The 16,275-nt window shown below is 56.5% G+C and carries 9 protein-coding genes; 6 read left to right on the top strand and 3 right to left on the bottom strand.

Annotated elements, in window-relative coordinates:
- The first annotated feature begins 75 nt into the window (after nucleotides 1-75).
- Both LCM31_RS03615 and LCM31_RS03610 read left to right on the top strand, forming a co-directional pair.
- Nucleotides 76-693, top strand: coding sequence for an HdeD family acid-resistance protein (locus LCM31_RS03615; RefSeq protein ID WP_224867642.1), 618 nt, complete (start codon nucleotides 76-78; stop codon nucleotides 691-693).
- A 160-nt stretch (nucleotides 694-853) separates the two neighbouring features.
- A complete protein-coding gene (locus LCM31_RS03610; RefSeq protein WP_224867640.1) occupies nucleotides 854-2,653 on the top strand; it encodes an aminotransferase-like domain-containing protein in 1,800 nt (599 codons plus the stop codon).
- 33 nt (nucleotides 2,654-2,686) lie between these two features.
- Here LCM31_RS03610 and LCM31_RS03605 read toward each other — a convergent pair whose 3' ends face one another.
- Complete coding sequence (locus tag LCM31_RS03605; protein WP_224867637.1) at nucleotides 2,687-3,967, bottom strand: MFS transporter; 1,281 nt, start codon at nucleotides 3,965-3,967, stop codon at nucleotides 2,687-2,689.
- Nucleotides 3,968-4,236: 269 nt separating this feature from the next.
- Here LCM31_RS03605 and LCM31_RS03600 point away from each other — a divergent pair, with 269 nt between their 5' ends.
- From LCM31_RS03600 to LCM31_RS03590, 3 genes are all read left to right on the top strand, one after another.
- Nucleotides 4,237-5,091, top strand: a complete 855-nt coding sequence (locus LCM31_RS03600; protein WP_222229452.1) for a carbon-nitrogen hydrolase family protein — start codon at nucleotides 4,237-4,239, stop codon at nucleotides 5,089-5,091.
- 206 nt (nucleotides 5,092-5,297) lie between these two features.
- On the top strand, nucleotides 5,298-7,748 hold the full coding sequence (locus LCM31_RS03595; RefSeq protein ID WP_224867635.1) for a TonB-dependent receptor: 2,451 nt from the start codon (nucleotides 5,298-5,300) through the stop codon (nucleotides 7,746-7,748).
- Nucleotides 7,749-7,858: 110 nt separating this feature from the next.
- Nucleotides 7,859-9,490 (top strand): sulfotransferase family protein, encoded by a 1,632-nt coding sequence (locus LCM31_RS03590; protein WP_224867632.1) that lies wholly within the window; start codon nucleotides 7,859-7,861, stop codon nucleotides 9,488-9,490.
- A 46-nt stretch (nucleotides 9,491-9,536) separates the two neighbouring features.
- Here the strand turns inward: LCM31_RS03590 and LCM31_RS03585 are convergent, their stop codons facing one another.
- Nucleotides 9,537-12,332 carry a M1 family metallopeptidase gene (locus LCM31_RS03585; RefSeq protein ID WP_224867630.1) on the bottom strand — a complete coding sequence of 932 codons (2,796 nt, stop codon included), beginning with the start codon at nucleotides 12,330-12,332 and terminating at the stop codon, nucleotides 9,537-9,539.
- A gap of 252 nt (nucleotides 12,333-12,584) precedes the next feature.
- On the bottom strand, nucleotides 12,585-14,144 hold the full coding sequence (locus LCM31_RS03580; protein ID WP_224867628.1) for an alpha/beta fold hydrolase: 1,560 nt from the start codon (nucleotides 14,142-14,144) through the stop codon (nucleotides 12,585-12,587).
- A gap of 420 nt (nucleotides 14,145-14,564) precedes the next feature.
- Between LCM31_RS03580 and LCM31_RS03575 the strand changes: the two genes are divergently transcribed.
- Entirely contained in the window at nucleotides 14,565-16,106 is a 1,542-nt protein-coding gene (locus LCM31_RS03575) for a hypothetical protein (RefSeq protein WP_224867626.1), read from the top strand.
- Nucleotides 16,107-16,275: the final 169 nt, after the last annotated feature.

The raw sequence follows: 16,275 nt of genomic DNA, 5'->3' as shown, positions 1-16,275 counted from the left end.
GTAGGAAAAGTGGTGAGTTCATTACCTCCACCTTATAACGCACTGACTCAATATCCTTGCTTAGGGAGTCTTACCGTGTCCTCAGAAACTCCAATTCGCAAAAATGATTCCGCTAGTGGGGGCGATCTCGCCAACAGCCCGCTGTTGCGCGCCATGGTCGACAACTGGTGGGTGGCGCTGGTGCGCGGGTTGCTCGCCATACTGTTTGGTGTACTCACCTTTGTCTGGCCGGGTATATCCCTTCTTAGCCTGGTCCTCCTGTTCGGTGCCTACACCCTGGTGGACGGCGTCATTGCCCTGTACGGAGCCATCAAGGGCCGCGGTTCTGCCGAGCGCTCGTCACTCTGGTGGCTGCTGTTTGTCGGCATCACCGGTATTGCGGCCGGTATCATCACCTTTGTATATCCGCAGGTGACTGCATTGGTACTGGTGATTTTTATCGGTGCCTGGGCGCTGGTACGCGGTATCTTTGAGATCATCGGCGCGATCCGCCTGCGCAAGGAAATAGACCACGAGTGGCTGCTGATACTGGCCGGTATCCTGTCGGTCATTGTTGGATTATTTCTCCTGATCAAACCCGGAGCCGGCGCGCTGGCGTTGCTGTGGTTGATCGGCGGCTATGCAATCGCATTCGGCATCATTCTGGTGTGGTTGGCCTTCCGTCTGAAGAAGGTTGGCACGCAATCCGCATGAAATTAACCGGGCCTCCAATCGCTGGGGGCTGGCAATAACCCTTGGGGCCCGTGCTTGAAACTGCGCGGGCCCCCGTGCACACTGTGGATGACACTCGTGGCTGTCATGCTTAAGTCGTTTGCGGTATGTATCAGGCGAGAACAAATATAACGAGCCGAACATGAGCGAAGCGCTGATCATTCTCGATCCTGCAGCAGAAAAAAGTCTGCAGCAGCAAATCCGTGAAAAGCTAATCCAGGGCATTTTGTCCGGGAGCATTCCCGCCAGTCATAAAATGCCTTCCTCGCGGCGTATGGCCGAGCAGCTGGGGGTGGCACGTAATACCGTGGTGCTCGCCTACCAGCAGCTGGTGGATGACGGCTTTCTGGTAACCCGTGAGCGGAGTGGTTTCTATGTCAGCGATACCGTTTCCCAGCAGGGCGTAATCAGCCATAGTGCCGGCGAACCGCAGCGGGATGAGGATGATCGCAGCTTCTGGCGCACGCATTGCAATGCGGTCTCGGTCAATCGTCGTGCGCTGCAGGCGCGTCCCGCCAATTGGTTGCAATACCCCTTTCCCTTTGTCAGTAACGAATACGACCCGCGCTTGTACCCGGGAGCCGAATGGCGAGAGTGCACACGGGATATTTTTACCGCGCGGGAAGTTGCACAGTGGGCGACCCTGGGAAGCAATGAAGACGATCGCCATCTGGTGGAGCAGATCTGTACCCGGCTGCTGCCCCGTCGCGGTATCTACGTAGAGCCGGGGCAAATCCTGCTCACCTGCGGCGTGGAGCAAGCCTGCCATTTGCTTGGTGAGCTATTGCTGGGGGATCAGCGCAAACTCGCACTCGTGCAACCGGCCGCCGGTGAGACCGGCGAGATCTTCCGCCGCACCGGTGCGCAGGTATTGCCGTTAACGCAAGATGCAGACGGCCCATTGCTGGATGAGAATCTCCAACAAGCCGACTGTATTTACCTGCAGCCCAATGTGCACAACCCCACGGCGGTTACCTGCAGCCTGGAGCGCCGCCGCTTGCTGCTGAAGCAGGCGCGCGAGCAGAAAACGGTGATTATCGAGAACGACTGCGATCACGATTTCTGTTACCACGGCAATCCATTGCCGCCGCTGAAAGGTATGGATGGCGGCGGCTCGGTTATCTACCTCTATCAGTTCCCCAAAATCATCGACCCCGGCATGCAGCTGGCATTTGTGGTTGCCCCCAAGCCGGTGATCCAGCGTTTGCGTGCGCTGCGTTATACCCTGCGAGAGCGCGTGCCCGCACTCAACCAGCGCCTGCTGGCAAAGTTTGTCGCCGCCGGCTATCTCGATGCGGCACTGTTTAAAATTACCCAGCAGCTGAAAGAGCGCTGGACGGCGCTGGGTGAAGCGCTGATGTATCACCTGCCGAAATTAAACGTCCGGCGCGCAAGCTGCGGTACCGCCTGTTGGCTGGAACTGCCACCGCATATGGACGGTGCACAGTTACAAATTAGCGCTGAGAAAAATGGCGTGCTACTGGAAGCCGTCAGCGATGGCAGTGCGGTGCGCCTGGGCTTTTCCGCAATCGATGCGGATAAAATTGAAGGCGGTGTACGGGTACTCGCGCAGCTGATTTATGGAGAATTGCAGGCGGAAGAAGAATCGCTTGCCAATGCCGCGGGAAGGCGCCTGAGTGCCCAGGATCTGCAGAAGGAAATGCCGGGAGCGGTTTTCCTTGGCACCAACACCCTGGGCGAATCCTATCGTATCGAATTGAAACCCGACGGCACCATGTTGGGCTATTCGCGCAACGATGTGGAAATGGACGAGACGGATACCGGGCGCTGGTGGCTCGATGGCGACCAGTGGGTGCGCCAGTGGCGCACCTGGTCATACGGCCGCAAGGCCAGCTTTCACGTGGTAACCGATGGCCACCGTATCAAATGGTTTAACGAGAGCGGAAAACTGATTGATACGGCAGTTGTTGCCAACGAATAGCCCGGTCGAGAGTAACCAGGTCGATTAATTCGGCTAGCCTTGTTGGTTCGAGTGATCCAGTCGGCTTGCCGCTGGAATGGCAATCAAACAGATACCAAGAATCACCGTGGCCAGGATAATCAGCTGCGCATAGCTGCCGCCACCGGTGATGAAGTACCCCGCAAATAGTGGCCCACAGGCCAATCCCAGCTTGGAGGCAAACCCCGCAAAGGCGCCCATCTGGCCCGCGCTATCAAAACGCGAGGCGATGGTCAGGAAATAGGGCACACAGAATGCCCAGGTAATACCCGTTACCACATTGGCCATAATAAACATCGCGCGTACATCGCTGAGCAAGAAAAGCAGCAACCCAACCAGCGTAATGACCAATGCCGCAGCAAGCGGTTTCGCAAGCGGATATTTCTGCCCGGTCACTGCCGCGAGCATGGCCCCACTGATGGCAATCAGGTTTGCCCAGAACAACGTCTGGCTGATAAATCCGAGCGGTAGCGCATAGGTTTTCCCCAGATCAAAAATAAACGCGAACAGGGCCATGTTGGCAAACTGAAAGCAGAACAGCGCGAACAGTGTAATTGCAATTGGAAGGAGAGAGCGCGATGCCTTTGTCTGTTCGTGAGCGGCACTCGGTGATTGGGTGGGCGATTCGGACGACGGTTTACTCGGCAAAGGATAGTCCGCGATCAACGGAAGCATCACCAAGGTAATTGCGCTAAAGGTAATCAGGGCATAGAAAGGTACGTAGGTGCCATGCTCAACCACCAAGGCCGGCAGGAATCCCATGCCGATAGCGCCGCCGGTGTATTGCACCAGCAGCACCATGCTGTAGCTGCGACCCGCGATACCACTGCGTGCGATGACCGCAAATCCCAGCCCTACCAGTGCACCGCCGAGAATACCGTGCACCAGGCGCAGCGGGATCAACAAATCCAGGTTGGCCAGTTGGATGGTCAATACATCCATGCCGATCGAGCAGCACAGCAGAATCGCCGCCGCACGTTTCCAGCGCGGGATATGGCGAATCAGCCAGGAAACCCCGAAGGCGCCGATAACCGCGCCGATGGTGTTGGCAAAGGTAATCTGCCCGGCCTGTTCGGCACTCAGCCCAGCGCCGGCCATCAATGCATCCACAATGACCGGAAAGATATTGACGTAATAGAGCCCCGCCGAAGAGAGAAACGCGAGGAATACGCTCGCGGCCCAGCCATTACTCGCAAACCGGCCACTGGCAAGCGGCCGTTGCGCTGAACTGCTATCGGGCAGCACGCCGCCGCCATTGGAAACGTCTGTCGCTGCGCTGTTTACTGGATTTTGCATGGCTGCTCCGGTGCATCGTTTTTGCTGTGGCTGTTTCTACATCTACCTGCCCCGCGGTAGTCGGCCAGGCTCCGGATCAAAACTAACTTATTACATCGCCATCCATAGTGCCAGATTGGTTCTGTCGATAGAGCCAAGCAACCGTTTTTAGCGGAAAACGCGGTTTGGACTCATGTCATGCGGTCATCTGGCCCTATAGCGGTATTGTCGCATGGGTCAGTATGGTCCCAGACAATGTGAACAAGACTGCACAACCAGGAACCGGTGTAATGAGTAGCAAACCCAATACGTTCGGGATAGCCGCGCTGCAACTGAAGCTTGAGGAAGTGGATAATCTCGAGCTACTGCTGCAGAAAATCCAGCGAACCAAGCTGCGTTACCCCTGGGTGAAAATGATTGTGTTGAGCGAGCTGGCACTGCGTGGCGTCGGTGCGCAGCACGCCCGTGAGCTGCCCTCCGCAGAAGAAGAAGCCTTTTGTCGCGCCGCTCGTGAGCTGGGTATCTGGTTGATCCCTGGCTCCATGTACGAGAAATGCGGCACTGCTGTATTCAATACCACACCGGTGATCAATCCCGCGGGTGAAGTGATTGCCCGCTACCGCAAAATGTACCCCTTCCTCCCCTATGAAAAGGGCGTGACCGCTGGCGACCAGTTTGTCGTGTTCGATATACCGGATGTGGGCTGTTTCGGTGTGTCGATTTGCTACGACATGTGGTTTCCAGAGACCACCCGCGCCATGGTGTGGCTGGGCGCCGAGGTCATTATCCACCCTACCAAAACCGACACCATTGATCGTCAGGATGAATTGTCCATCGTCCGCGCCAGCGCCACCATGAACCAGTGCTATATCGTCGATGTGAATTCGGCCGGCGCCCAGGGGGTAGGGCGGTCCATCATCGTTGGGCCGGAAGGTGAGACTATTCACGAGGCTTCTGTAGAGGAAGAGGTTGTCGCATTTGAAGTTAATCTAGACAAAGTTACTCAAGTGCGTGAGCGCGGCATGAAAGGGCTGGGCCAGACGCTGAAGAGTTTCCGCGATGGTCGGGTGCAGTACCCTCAGTATGAAGCGGGCGCAGTATCGCCCACGTTGCAACGCCTTGGTGAACTGAAAGTACCTGAGTGATTACTTGCGTAACAAATGTCGGGGTGAGCCCCGAATAAACCGAACCCATTCTCACAGGATGAGTAAAAACTGGACCAGTCGTTATAGACTAACTGGCCCTAGGTTAGGGTCAGGGTCCGGATATAAAAAATAACCACAACAATAGCCGGCGCTGTTTGGCCAGCAAAGACAATTCAAAGAGAGTTTCAAACCTAGCAGAGGGCACCATGAAACAAGCAAACAAGCAGAGGTTTACCCAATCCACACTGGCCAGTGCGGTCGCGGCCGTATCTGCGGGTACGTTATTCGCGGTTCCGCAAATCTCCCTGGCGCAAGGTGCTGAAACGGTTGAAGAAATCATCGTTACCGCAACCCGTCGCGCGCAGAGCGTACAGGACATTCCCTACAATATTTCTGCGGTTTCCGGTGACGAGCTGGAAGCGAGCCAGATTACCGATGCTGCAGAAATGATGCGCAGTGTTCCCGGGTTGACCGTTGTGGATCGCGGATACCGCAACTCCGGCACCGTGAACGGGGTAATGATTCGTGGTGTGAACGTCGATAGCGGCTCCAATGGTGATGTGCCGCTCTCCGCCGTACCGACCGTAGCAACCTACGTAGACGACACGCCGCTGTATGCCAACTTCGTACTGAAAGACATTGAGCGCGTGGAAGTATTGCGTGGCCCACAGGGTACCCTGTATGGCTCCGGCTCCCTGGCGGGCACCGTGCGCTACATTATGAACAAGCCGAAGCTCGGCGAGTATGAAGCGACTGTGGGTAGCAGTTTCAGTCAGACAGAAGGTTCCGACGGCTTTAACATGAACAGCGATGCGCTGATCAATGTCCCGCTCGGTGACACGATGGCACTGCGTGCGAACGTGGGCATGATTGATAACGACGGCATAGTCGATTACACCAATGTGTATGAGCTCGATGCTCAGGGTGCCCCCGTGGCAGCCGGCGGCGACATCGCCAATGGTGCGCCGGTATTCCGCAGCGTGGAAGACGCAGACACGGTGGAAATTAGCTACGCGCGCGCTGCACTGCTGATCGAGCCCAATGACCAGCTGAGCGTACAGCTGTCGCATCAGATGCAGAGTGATGAAATTGGCGGGCGTCGTCAGGTTACCCGCGGCACCAACTGGGTCAGCGGCGAAGAAGAATTCTACGATGACTATGAAAACGGTGCGGTAACCCTGGAACCCTCCGAGCGCGACGTCTCCCTGACCTCACTGGAAATTTCCCTGGATATGGGCTTCGCCACCTTCACCTCCAGCACTTCCAGCTACTCCCACGATGGCATAGCCATCAGTGATAACTCCGGCTTCTACGCACAGAACGGCTGGTTCGCAAACTACTATGGCGGTTCACCCCGTCCGCTGGCTCAGGCCGAGCGCTTCTACGATGACAGTGCGCTGGTGCAGGAAATTCGCCTGGTCTCCAATGGCGATAACTTCGTGGATTGGGTTGCCGGCTTCTTCTATATGGACCAAGACAGTAAGGCAGGGCAAAACAGCTATATGCCGGGTTGGGCAGCTTGGGCAGAGTTTGCACCTCCTAAATGGGGACCGGAAGATACTCTGGCGAAAGACTTCACTTATTGGGGGGGCAATGTCCAGGATCAGGACTTCTACTTCCGCCGTAATCAGAACTTTACCGATGCGGCTATTTTCGGCGAAACCACATTTAACTTCTCCGATACCCTGCGTATGACCCTGGGCCTGCGCCACTTCGACAACAAGCTGACCAACGATTCGGTACTGCAGCTGCCGATCTGGCCGGCAGCGGAAGAAGACACTCGCGCGAGTTTCACCACCGAAGATGACGACACACTGCTGAAGGCAAACCTGTCCTGGGATATGAGCGAGAGCACCATGTTCTACGCGACCGTCTCCGAAGGTTATCGCCGCGGTGGTGCCAACGCGGTGCCGTTGATGGGTGGCTTTGCGGAAAGCCCGGAGTACCTGCAGTACGGTGCGGACCAGGTGATGAACTACGAGCTGGGTGTTAAGGGTACGACAGACGCAATGCGCTACACCGTGTCCCTGTTCCGCATGGATTGGACCGATCCCCAGCTCAACACGGCGACTTCCAACTGGGGCTTTTTTGCGGCGGTTAACGGCGATGAAGCGCGCACCCAGGGGCTCGAAGTCGAGTTGAATGGCGACTTGAGCGAAAGTATCAGTTACAACTTCGGTTATGCTTTTGTCGATGCGGAGCTGACCAAGGATTTCTATCAGCCCAGCGGCAACTGGGAGGGCAACGGAATTCTGGGTGAGTTTATGGTTGCCGGGTCCGGCACCACACTGCCCGGTACTGCCGAGCACACCATGTCGCTCTCTTTGGATCACACCACTACGGTCGCGGCGGATCTTACGCTGGTATCGCGCTTGAGTGGTTACTATCAATCTGAAACCACCAACGCGATCGGCAGCGGCAGAACCTTTACCGAGTTCGACGGCTTCCAGCTGTGGAATGCGAGCAGTACACTGGTGGCGGACGATTGGGATGTCACACTGTTTGCGAAGAACCTCTTCAATGAAGATGGTGTAACGGGTGCGCTGACCGAAGCGCACATGGGTACCGATCCGGCGGAAAACTTCTATGGCAATGCGTCAAAAGACTATATCAGTCTGCCGCGCACCCTGGGAGTTTCCGGACGCTACCACTTCTAAGACTCATCGTTGTCTCACCGTGTGACAGTTTAGCCGGCCTTCGAGGCCGGCTTTTTTATGGCGCAAAAGCGGGTACACTGGGTAGATAACGTTAAAAATCTTCAAAGACTATGCAGACAGCGGTTGAACCCAACAGCGAAGCCAAGCAAGCGTATATCCGCGCTCGCCAGTATTTTCGTTCTGGTAACCTGAGTGCAGCGCAGAGCGCGGCTGAAGAGGTGATCCATCATTCCCCCGGGTTTGCCAGTGGCCGCCGCTTATACGCGGACATATTAATGGGGTGTAATCAATTTGCGACCGCGCGCGATCAGCTCGATAGTGCACTAAAGCTGTTTCCCGATCAGGTTGATCGCCGGCGCCCGATCCTGCTGCATAAGGCGACCAGCTTTGTGCGCGAGGGTGACCTGGCGGGTGCGCTCGGCGTCGCCACATCTGCCGACCTGAAGCCGGTGGAAGCCTTGGATGCGGCCATGCTCTCCCAGCTCGGTTATCTGCTGACCCTGTGTGAGTCTCATGAGACCGCGCTGCAGGTATTTGAACATGCGCTGACCAAGCAACCGGACGATCCGTTGTTCTTATTCAACTGCGCTGCGGCAAACCGCGCTATGGGTAACCTTGAACGTGCGGAACAACTCTACGATCGCGTATTGGCGTTAAACCCGCAAGACTGGGAGGCCTACAAGAACCGCTCCGATCTGCGCAAACAGAACGTGCAGCGCAACCATATTCCGGAATTACAGCAACAACTTGTCCAGTGCGATTTACCTGAAGTCGCCAGGGTGCAATTGCAATTTGCCCTTGCCAAAGAATATGAAGACCTGGGGCAGTACGCGGATAGTTTCGCGGCACTGCAACAGGGTTGTGAGGTAAGAAGGAAATCGATCGATTACCAGATTGATCGTGACCTATCGGTTATGTCGGACATAGCCGATAGCTTTACCCCAGGCTTTCTAACCGCCAGTGATATTCCGTCAGATTTCGGTAAAGAAATTATCTTTGTTCTCGGTATGCCGCGTACCGGGTCCACGCTACTCGATCGGGTACTGTGCGCGTCTGGAGATGTGGTTTCTGCCGGTGAACCGGATACCTTTGCTCGATTATTAGTTCGCGAGGCTGCTAAAGTCCACGGCAGCGAAAGTGGAAGCGACCGAAATATCATTTTGCAGGCCGGTAATGCCCTTGATGTGAATGCGGTGGGCGATGCTTATGTGCAGCAGCTGCGTGCGCGCGCCAATTTCGCCGGGGCCGACCGAATTATTGATAAAAACCCGATGAACTTTCTCTACCTTGGCTGGATTGCCCGCGCGCTGCCGGGGGCCAAGATTGTCCATTTGTGTCGAAGCCCTATGGATACCTGTTATGCGGTGTATAAGACGCTGTTTAAAACCGCGTATCCGTTTTCCTACAGCCAGTCGGAGATGGCGCAGTATTACGGCGCCTACCATCGATTGATGCAGCACTGGCGCGCTGTGTTTGCCGATCGGGTGATCGATGTGGATTACGAGAGCCTGGTGACCGATTTGCCGAATGCCGGGCTGGAACTGTATCGCCGTTGTGAACTGCCCTGGGATGACGCTATTTTAACGCGCTACTTTAAATCGGATAAAGGCACCGCTACTGCGAGCGCGGCGCAGGTGCATCAGCCGGTATATCAGACGTCACTTAAGAAGTGGCGCAATTTCGCGGAGCAGTTGCAGCCTATGCAGGATACCCTTACGCAGTCGGGTATCGATTTTGATTAGTTGTTGAAAAAATGGCAGCCGAGGCTGCCATTTTTCTATTGTGTGATTATTTAAGGGCGCCGATTAGTTCGGCGCCTTTCTCTTTTAAGGCAATACACAGTTTGATTCGCTCTTCCGTCTGCGCCAGAGCACGCTCAAACCCGGGTATGATTTGTTTGTTGTCGGCAAACATCAGCTGAACTTCCTGCAGCGACTGCGGATCGCAGAAACTGGCGGAAAAGCGCGGGGTGTTGCGCCGCCATTGCTCGGGGATTTTCTTCACTATCGCCGGAAAGTTTTCCTGTAGCCACTGCCAGTTGCGCGTTTGCAGCTCCGAACTCGCCATGGAGTTCAGTATCAGCCCGAAACTTTCCCGGGAACCCAGTTCGTCACTCAGGGCAAGCTCGTGGATGGTGTCCAGTTGCGAAAAGTCGGTGACCCGACCGATGGCATTGGCACTGGCATTCTCGAACAGCGGGTCATCCAGTTGTTTGCGGATTGTGATCAGGTGGTCGAGGAAGTCCTTACCCGAGTCCTGCACCGCAACCGTCAGTGCACTTTCGTACAAATCGGAGCTCAGCGCATTTGAGTCACGCTCAACGCCGAAGCCGGTGAACTGTTCGGCTTTTTCTTGCAGCTGTTTGCGCGCCTTCTGGTCGTTCGCCTCCAGCGCGAGGAAGCCAAGCAGGCGGCTGTTCAGCAGCTTACTTTCCGAATCGTCTTTGCCCGCCAGTTCCTGCACTTTTTTGCCGTAGAGCTTTTTCAGGAGTGCTTGCCAGTTCCCTGCGTTTTCGCGATCTACATAGTGATCGCTGTACTTACTGAGGTATGCAAGAGGCGCTTCCACCACCTGGCGTTTATCGGAGGTGGCAGACAGACGCACAGCCTCCAGCAGTGCGGCTGGTTTCAGTTGCCCCGCTTCGAATGCGGCGAAGGCGCTATCGATCAGTGACAGCCGCTCGGTGGTATTGAGGGAATCAAATGCGTCGAGTAACGCCTGCCACTGTGTCTCATCCATATTGAAGCGATAGTAGCCACTGCCATTGGCATTTGGCATAACCCACTTGGGACAGGCGCCACCGGAGATCGCGAGCGTCTGTTTACTATCTGTGAGGAACTCGCACTGCGCAACGCCAGAGCTGCCGCGCATACAGAATGGGATGCTCCACTGTTCTCCTGAGTCGGCTATAGGGGAGCCGAGCGGCTTGTAGCGCTGCTGGGTGATATGCACCTGAGCCTCGCTTTCGGTGTTGCAATCTACGGTCAGCGTGAGCAGCGGCACGCCTTTCTGTTCGACAAACGTGCGGAAGGTTTCGGTCAGTTGCGGGCTGTCGGTTTCATCGCCGATTACCTTATAAAAATCCGGCGAGTCAGCGACACCATCGGCAAACTTTTCCACATAGCGTCCCAGCGCGGGGCGGAAGACATCGGCGCCGAAGTACTCATCCACCATGTGGATAACCCCGAGGCTCTTCAAATAGGTAATTGCGTCGTAGGCGTTGCGAATGTTGTTGTTGTCGGTAATGGGTTCACGGATCGCGCGGGTGCTGGCCAGTGAATCCAGCTGCATTGCGCTGATTGCACGCGCCGCTGCGTTCAGGTCATGGCCACCGTCGGGTTCCATGATGGTCAGTGCCACCGGGGTACCCCAGGTGGCGAAACCTTCTTTCAGCCACAGGTCGTCCCACCAGGGCGGGGTCACCAGATTGCCAAACCACATATGCGCGATTTCATGAGCGTGGATCCCCAGCAGTGCCAGGCGCTGTCCTGGAGCCGGCTCGTCACCTTCTACCAGCACGCGCTGTTCGCGGTAGGTAATCGCCGCGGAAAGCTCGGTGGCACCGCTGGGCCACTGGGGCGCAGCGATGATGTCGAGTTTGCGGAAGGGGTAAGGGCGTCGGATTTGCTCTTCAAACACACGCAGCATTTGCGGGGTGACGTCGAGTACGTACTTCAGGTCTTTGCCGCGGCCCTTGCGCGCAAAGCCGCGCAGCGGCAGTGGCTTTTTGCGGTACTGGTTGGCGGGGATGGCCGGGCGCTCCACTACATCGAACGGACCTACCGCCAGCGAGAGCAGGTAGGTGGGCATGGGCGGAGACTGGGCGAAGGTAACTTTCTGCATACCGTTGCCGGCGTCGCTGCGCGCGGTTTCCGGTTCATTGCTGATGGCCTCGTATCCCTCGGGTACGGTCAGGCTGATGTCATAAGTTGCCTTGAGGCCGGGCTCGTCGAAGCCGGGCAGGAAACGACGTGCCTGGATGGATTCCGATTTTGCCAGGGCGTAGGCATCGCCCTTTTCCTCGACCTTGAACAGGCCGGCGAGGTTTTTGTCGAACGGGGCGCTGTATTGAATGCGCAGGGTGATTTTGCCGGCGGGTATCTCTTCGCCAAAGTCGACACGGACGACGCCACTATCGAGCACCTGTTTGTATTCCGCCGGTACAACATTTTCGCCTTCGGCATTGGCCGGTGCGTTTTCATTTGCGGCGTGTACCACGGCATTGATATCGGAAACATTTATGTTGTTGCCGTGTATCCAGATATGGTCGGACGCCTTATCCAGCTCGATGTCGATATCCACCTGACCGTGGAAGGTATCTTGGCGTGGGTCGAGGGTAAGGTCGAGTCGGTAAGCGGTTGGGCGCACATCGTCGGGCAGCCTGCCCGCGGGCGCCTGTTCGCGTGGATTTGTGCTGGCCTCGCGCTGGCTGGCGGACTCTTCCGGTGTTGCGGGCACGGCGCTTTGTTCACTGGCAGCCGATGGCTCCGCTGGCGGAGTATCTTCGGTGTTCTTTTTGTCGGATCCGCATGCCGTAAGCAGGATCAGTCCGGCCAGTAGCGCGGGTAAGGCAAATTTTTGCATTGGAAATCTTTGCGTAAATTTTTGGATTGGAAAATGGGGGAAAGGTTTTCCCTAGTGTAGCGGGCCCTATTGTAGCGGGGCGCGTGCTTTGCGTTACAGGGGATGGGCGCTGATTTTGGTGTCAGCTAATAAGAGGATGGAGTGAGCTGGGTGGTGGTCAAGCACCGGATACAGGATTCAAAAACGTTTCTGAAAACCAATACCCGGCACCTGCCCTTTATATATGCCTTCCGAACTTTTCCTTTTTCGGAATTACAGGTGCGGAATCGTCAGCACCGACTGCTGGCTTTTGCGATACGGCACGGTGATTTCGTACCAGGTGTCCGCAGGCTTTTGATAAATCAGCCCCTGGGTGTCGATGGCCAGGGTGACCACATGCCCCGGGGGAACATCGTAGGATGTAGTAAACAGGTCCAGGGAGATTTTCTGGCTCTGCCCAACCGCCGCGTTACGCACGGTAATGGGGGCATGGGTAATCAGGCGGCCGAGGCCCAGGGGACCGGTGTCATACAGATGCACGTGCAGCTGAACTTCCGGCTTGCTGGGTTTTATCCACATTTCCAGGCTGGGGGTGCCGCGGATCTTGAAGGTGCTCCAGTGCACTGGTGAGTTGTATTCGATGGCGTGATAGCCGTTGATCCCGGTCATGTCGGTATAGACAGGAATGCCAAAGCCTTCGAGCGCGTCGGAAACCACCGGGATACCGGTGCCCGCCTTGGTGTCGGCGCCGCCGTGGAAGTCGTTGCTCCAGCCCCAACCGGTGTAGCTGCTGCTTTTCATGCTGGCGTTGTTGAAGTAGCTGAGGCGCGGGTGCAGGTAGTAGCGGGTGGATTTATCGGTGACCGGAAAGTCGTCGAACTGCTCCAGCTTGTTGCTGATGCGCACGGTCATGTCGACCTTGGGCTCGCTGTCGATGCCGTTGGCTTCCTCTTTCAGGTAGCGGTCGAACCAGCGGAAGGTGGTTGCCCAGATATGCCCGTCGTTGCCACCCAGGGTCTCGGTCACCGCGTGGGTGCCGGGGTTCAGCAGCAGTTTCTTGGGCCCGTCCAGCAGGGAATACAGCTGGGTCATGCTGTTGGGTTTGAACAGGTAGTCGGCGAAGTTGTTCGACATCAGTACCGCAGTGCCATTGCTGTTGAGTTCCGGTACATAGGAGAGGGCGGAGCGCGGTGCGGCGAAGGCTTCGACGCCGGCAATGTTTTCGGTGGCGCGCAGGTTGGCCCAGATGGTATCCACTTCCGGGTCCAGGTTGAGCGCGGTGGTGGTGAGGATGGTGCCCCAGACCAGGTTAACGGTGTTGTTCGGGTACAGGCCCTCGATCACATCCGACCAGCCAGAAAGCGCTGCTACAGCGGTTACCCGCGGATCCCGGGCGGCGGTGACCAGGGAAATACCCGCACCATAAGAAATGCCGGCCATGCCGAGTTTGCCTACCGCGTAATTGGCCTGCAGCCAGTCGATCAGCACGCTGGCGTCGTTAATAGAGTTATCCCCAGCCACGTCGACCAGGCCACCGGAGACACCAAAGCCGCGGGTGGAATAGCTCATCACCAGATAGCCGTTTTCGGCGAGCTCCTTGGCCTGCAGCAGGTACTGGTTCTTGTCCAGCATCCAGCTGTTGGTAAACAGTACCGTGGGGTAGCCGCCTGCTGGGGCTGGCGTTTCCGGTACATAGAGGTTGGCGTCCAGCTCGGTGCCGTCGAAGGTGGTGATGTCGAGGTCTGGAATAAAGGTGGGGGCGGCCTGGCTGGTTGCGGTAAATCCGGCGCACAGGGCACCAGCCAGCAACGCCGGCAGGGCAAATGTCTTCATGGTGTTCTCTCAGAATTATTATCGTTTTACTACTTCATCGCTCTGCCCTGGTACGGGACCGGGGCGGATCCAAGAAGTCTAAGGAGCCCAGTGAGAATGGGGAGGGGGCAACTTTTGTGACTGTGAGCAAATTATCAGTCAGTGGCGCGTGGCTAAACCCAGAACTTTTCGGTCATTTTGTGACTGAATAGTTCGTACCGTTCGTGACCGCCTTTATACCAAAGATGAATTATGGGTTCTCGTTTAAGATTGTTCTTTTTTTAACCAGTGAAAGCGGTTATTGTGGCTTTTCACGCAGCGCTGTTCAAAAAACGGACAGCTGCACCATTGGCGAAAAACCCGGATGGTCAGAATATGTTTTCACGAATGCTCGCGTATTTAGTTGTTTTTTCCGGTGCTTGGCTGTCGACCAGTGATGTCATGGCAGAAAGTCTCGCGGAAGACACTTGGTACGAAATTGACAGCGCTAACTTTCACATCGTCACCAACGGCGAACCCAGCTCCGTACGCCGTCTGGCGGAGGATTTGGAACGTTATCGCGCGGTGGCTTTGAGCCTGCTGGGCGCCAAAGATGATGGTGCCAAGCTGACCATCTATGCTGCCGCTGACCGCGAGAGCTATGCCGGTCTGGTAGGTGATGACCTCTCCGAGTTGACCAATGGCCTGTTTGATACCACCGCAGAGGGCAGCTACGCGCTGGTGAACCTCGACGGTCGTACCGGTGAGCGTCAGCTGGAGGCTCGTGAGTTCCTGTTCCACGAGTACACCCACTTCCTGAGCTACAACGGAACCACTACGCACTATCCGTACTGGTACAGCGAAGGCTTCGCCGAGTTCATGTCTACCATGACCTTTGGCCCGGGCAATACCTACGACATCGGTGCTATCCCCGGTGAGCGTGCGATGACCCTGCTGTACACCAGCCCGGTACCTCTGCAGGAACTGTTGCGCGCGACCGTGCACAACACGCCGGATGAGGAAAAAGGCCGCGTGTATGCCAGTGGCTGGATGCTGGCCCACTGGATCATCATGAAGAGTGGCAAGGCCGAGGAATTCAAACAGTTCGTTAAGGACTACAACAACGGTGCCGACCCGGTACGCGCACTGAGCAAGAACCTGGGTATGTCCATCGCCGACATTGAAGAGGCGTACAACGCGCAGTTCCTGGAAGGTCGCTTCAAATTGGCCCGCGGCAAGGTGCCGGCGAGCTTCAAGTCGGAGCGTCCGAAGCTGCGCGCAATGAGTGGTCAGGAGACCGTCGTTGAACTGGCGCGCTTCCTGGTGAAGTCTGGTTATAACCAGCAGGGTATCCGCGATCTGGCTGCCTACGCCGAAAGTGCCGACGTTTACTCCCCGGAGTTGACCGCGGTGCGCGCCGACGCCGCTACCCGTCAGGGTGATTTTGACCGCGCGGCGCGTTTGCTGGCGCAGGTTGCCCCTTCTGACCGGGATGAGTTCTGGTACCAGAAGGCCCAGGCCTGGTTGTGGCTGAACCGCGAGATCGGCAGTGTGGGTAACGAGCGCAGCAAAGAGAACCTGAAAGGTGCCCGCGACAAATTCGTCAAGTTGGTTAACAACCAGGACGGCCAGGCGATGAACTGGTACGGACTGGCGATCACCATGCAGATGCTGGGCTACCCGAAGACGCAATATGTGGAAATGCTGGAGCAGGCTTACCTGCGTGCCCCGCGCGAACTGCACATCGCCCAGTGGATGGCACAGGAGTTGTACGATCGTAAAGATGCGGCGTATTTCACCGAAGTTGCGCAGCCGCTGATGCTGGAGCTCACCAATGAGCACGAGTACAACCAGATGAAGATGATGTTGGCTGAAATGAAGCCGAAAGCAGGTCGTTCCACCGCCCATGCTCACGCGCACAGCCATAACCATAACCACGGCAAGGCATCGGCGAAAAACAAAAATACGATGGCCGCAGGCGGCAGCAACAAGGCTACCCCCTGATCTCATAACAACATCGTTCCCTTCCTTTGCTGGGTATCCGATAGAAGCGGCAGGCATTTGCCGCCACTATCGGACCCAGTTTTTCGTTTCCCTACCCCACTTGTTGCTGGCAGCGTGGCCTCTTTGGTTTCTTTCCTTTTATTGGGCCTTAATGACTCTGCCGCTTAAT

The organism is Microbulbifer agarilyticus, assembly GCF_020171345.1.
Classification (GTDB): domain Bacteria; phylum Pseudomonadota; class Gammaproteobacteria; order Pseudomonadales; family Cellvibrionaceae; genus Microbulbifer; species Microbulbifer agarilyticus_D.
Note: the sequence above shows the minus strand (reverse complement) of the source record. Positions and strands in the feature narration are given on the sequence as shown.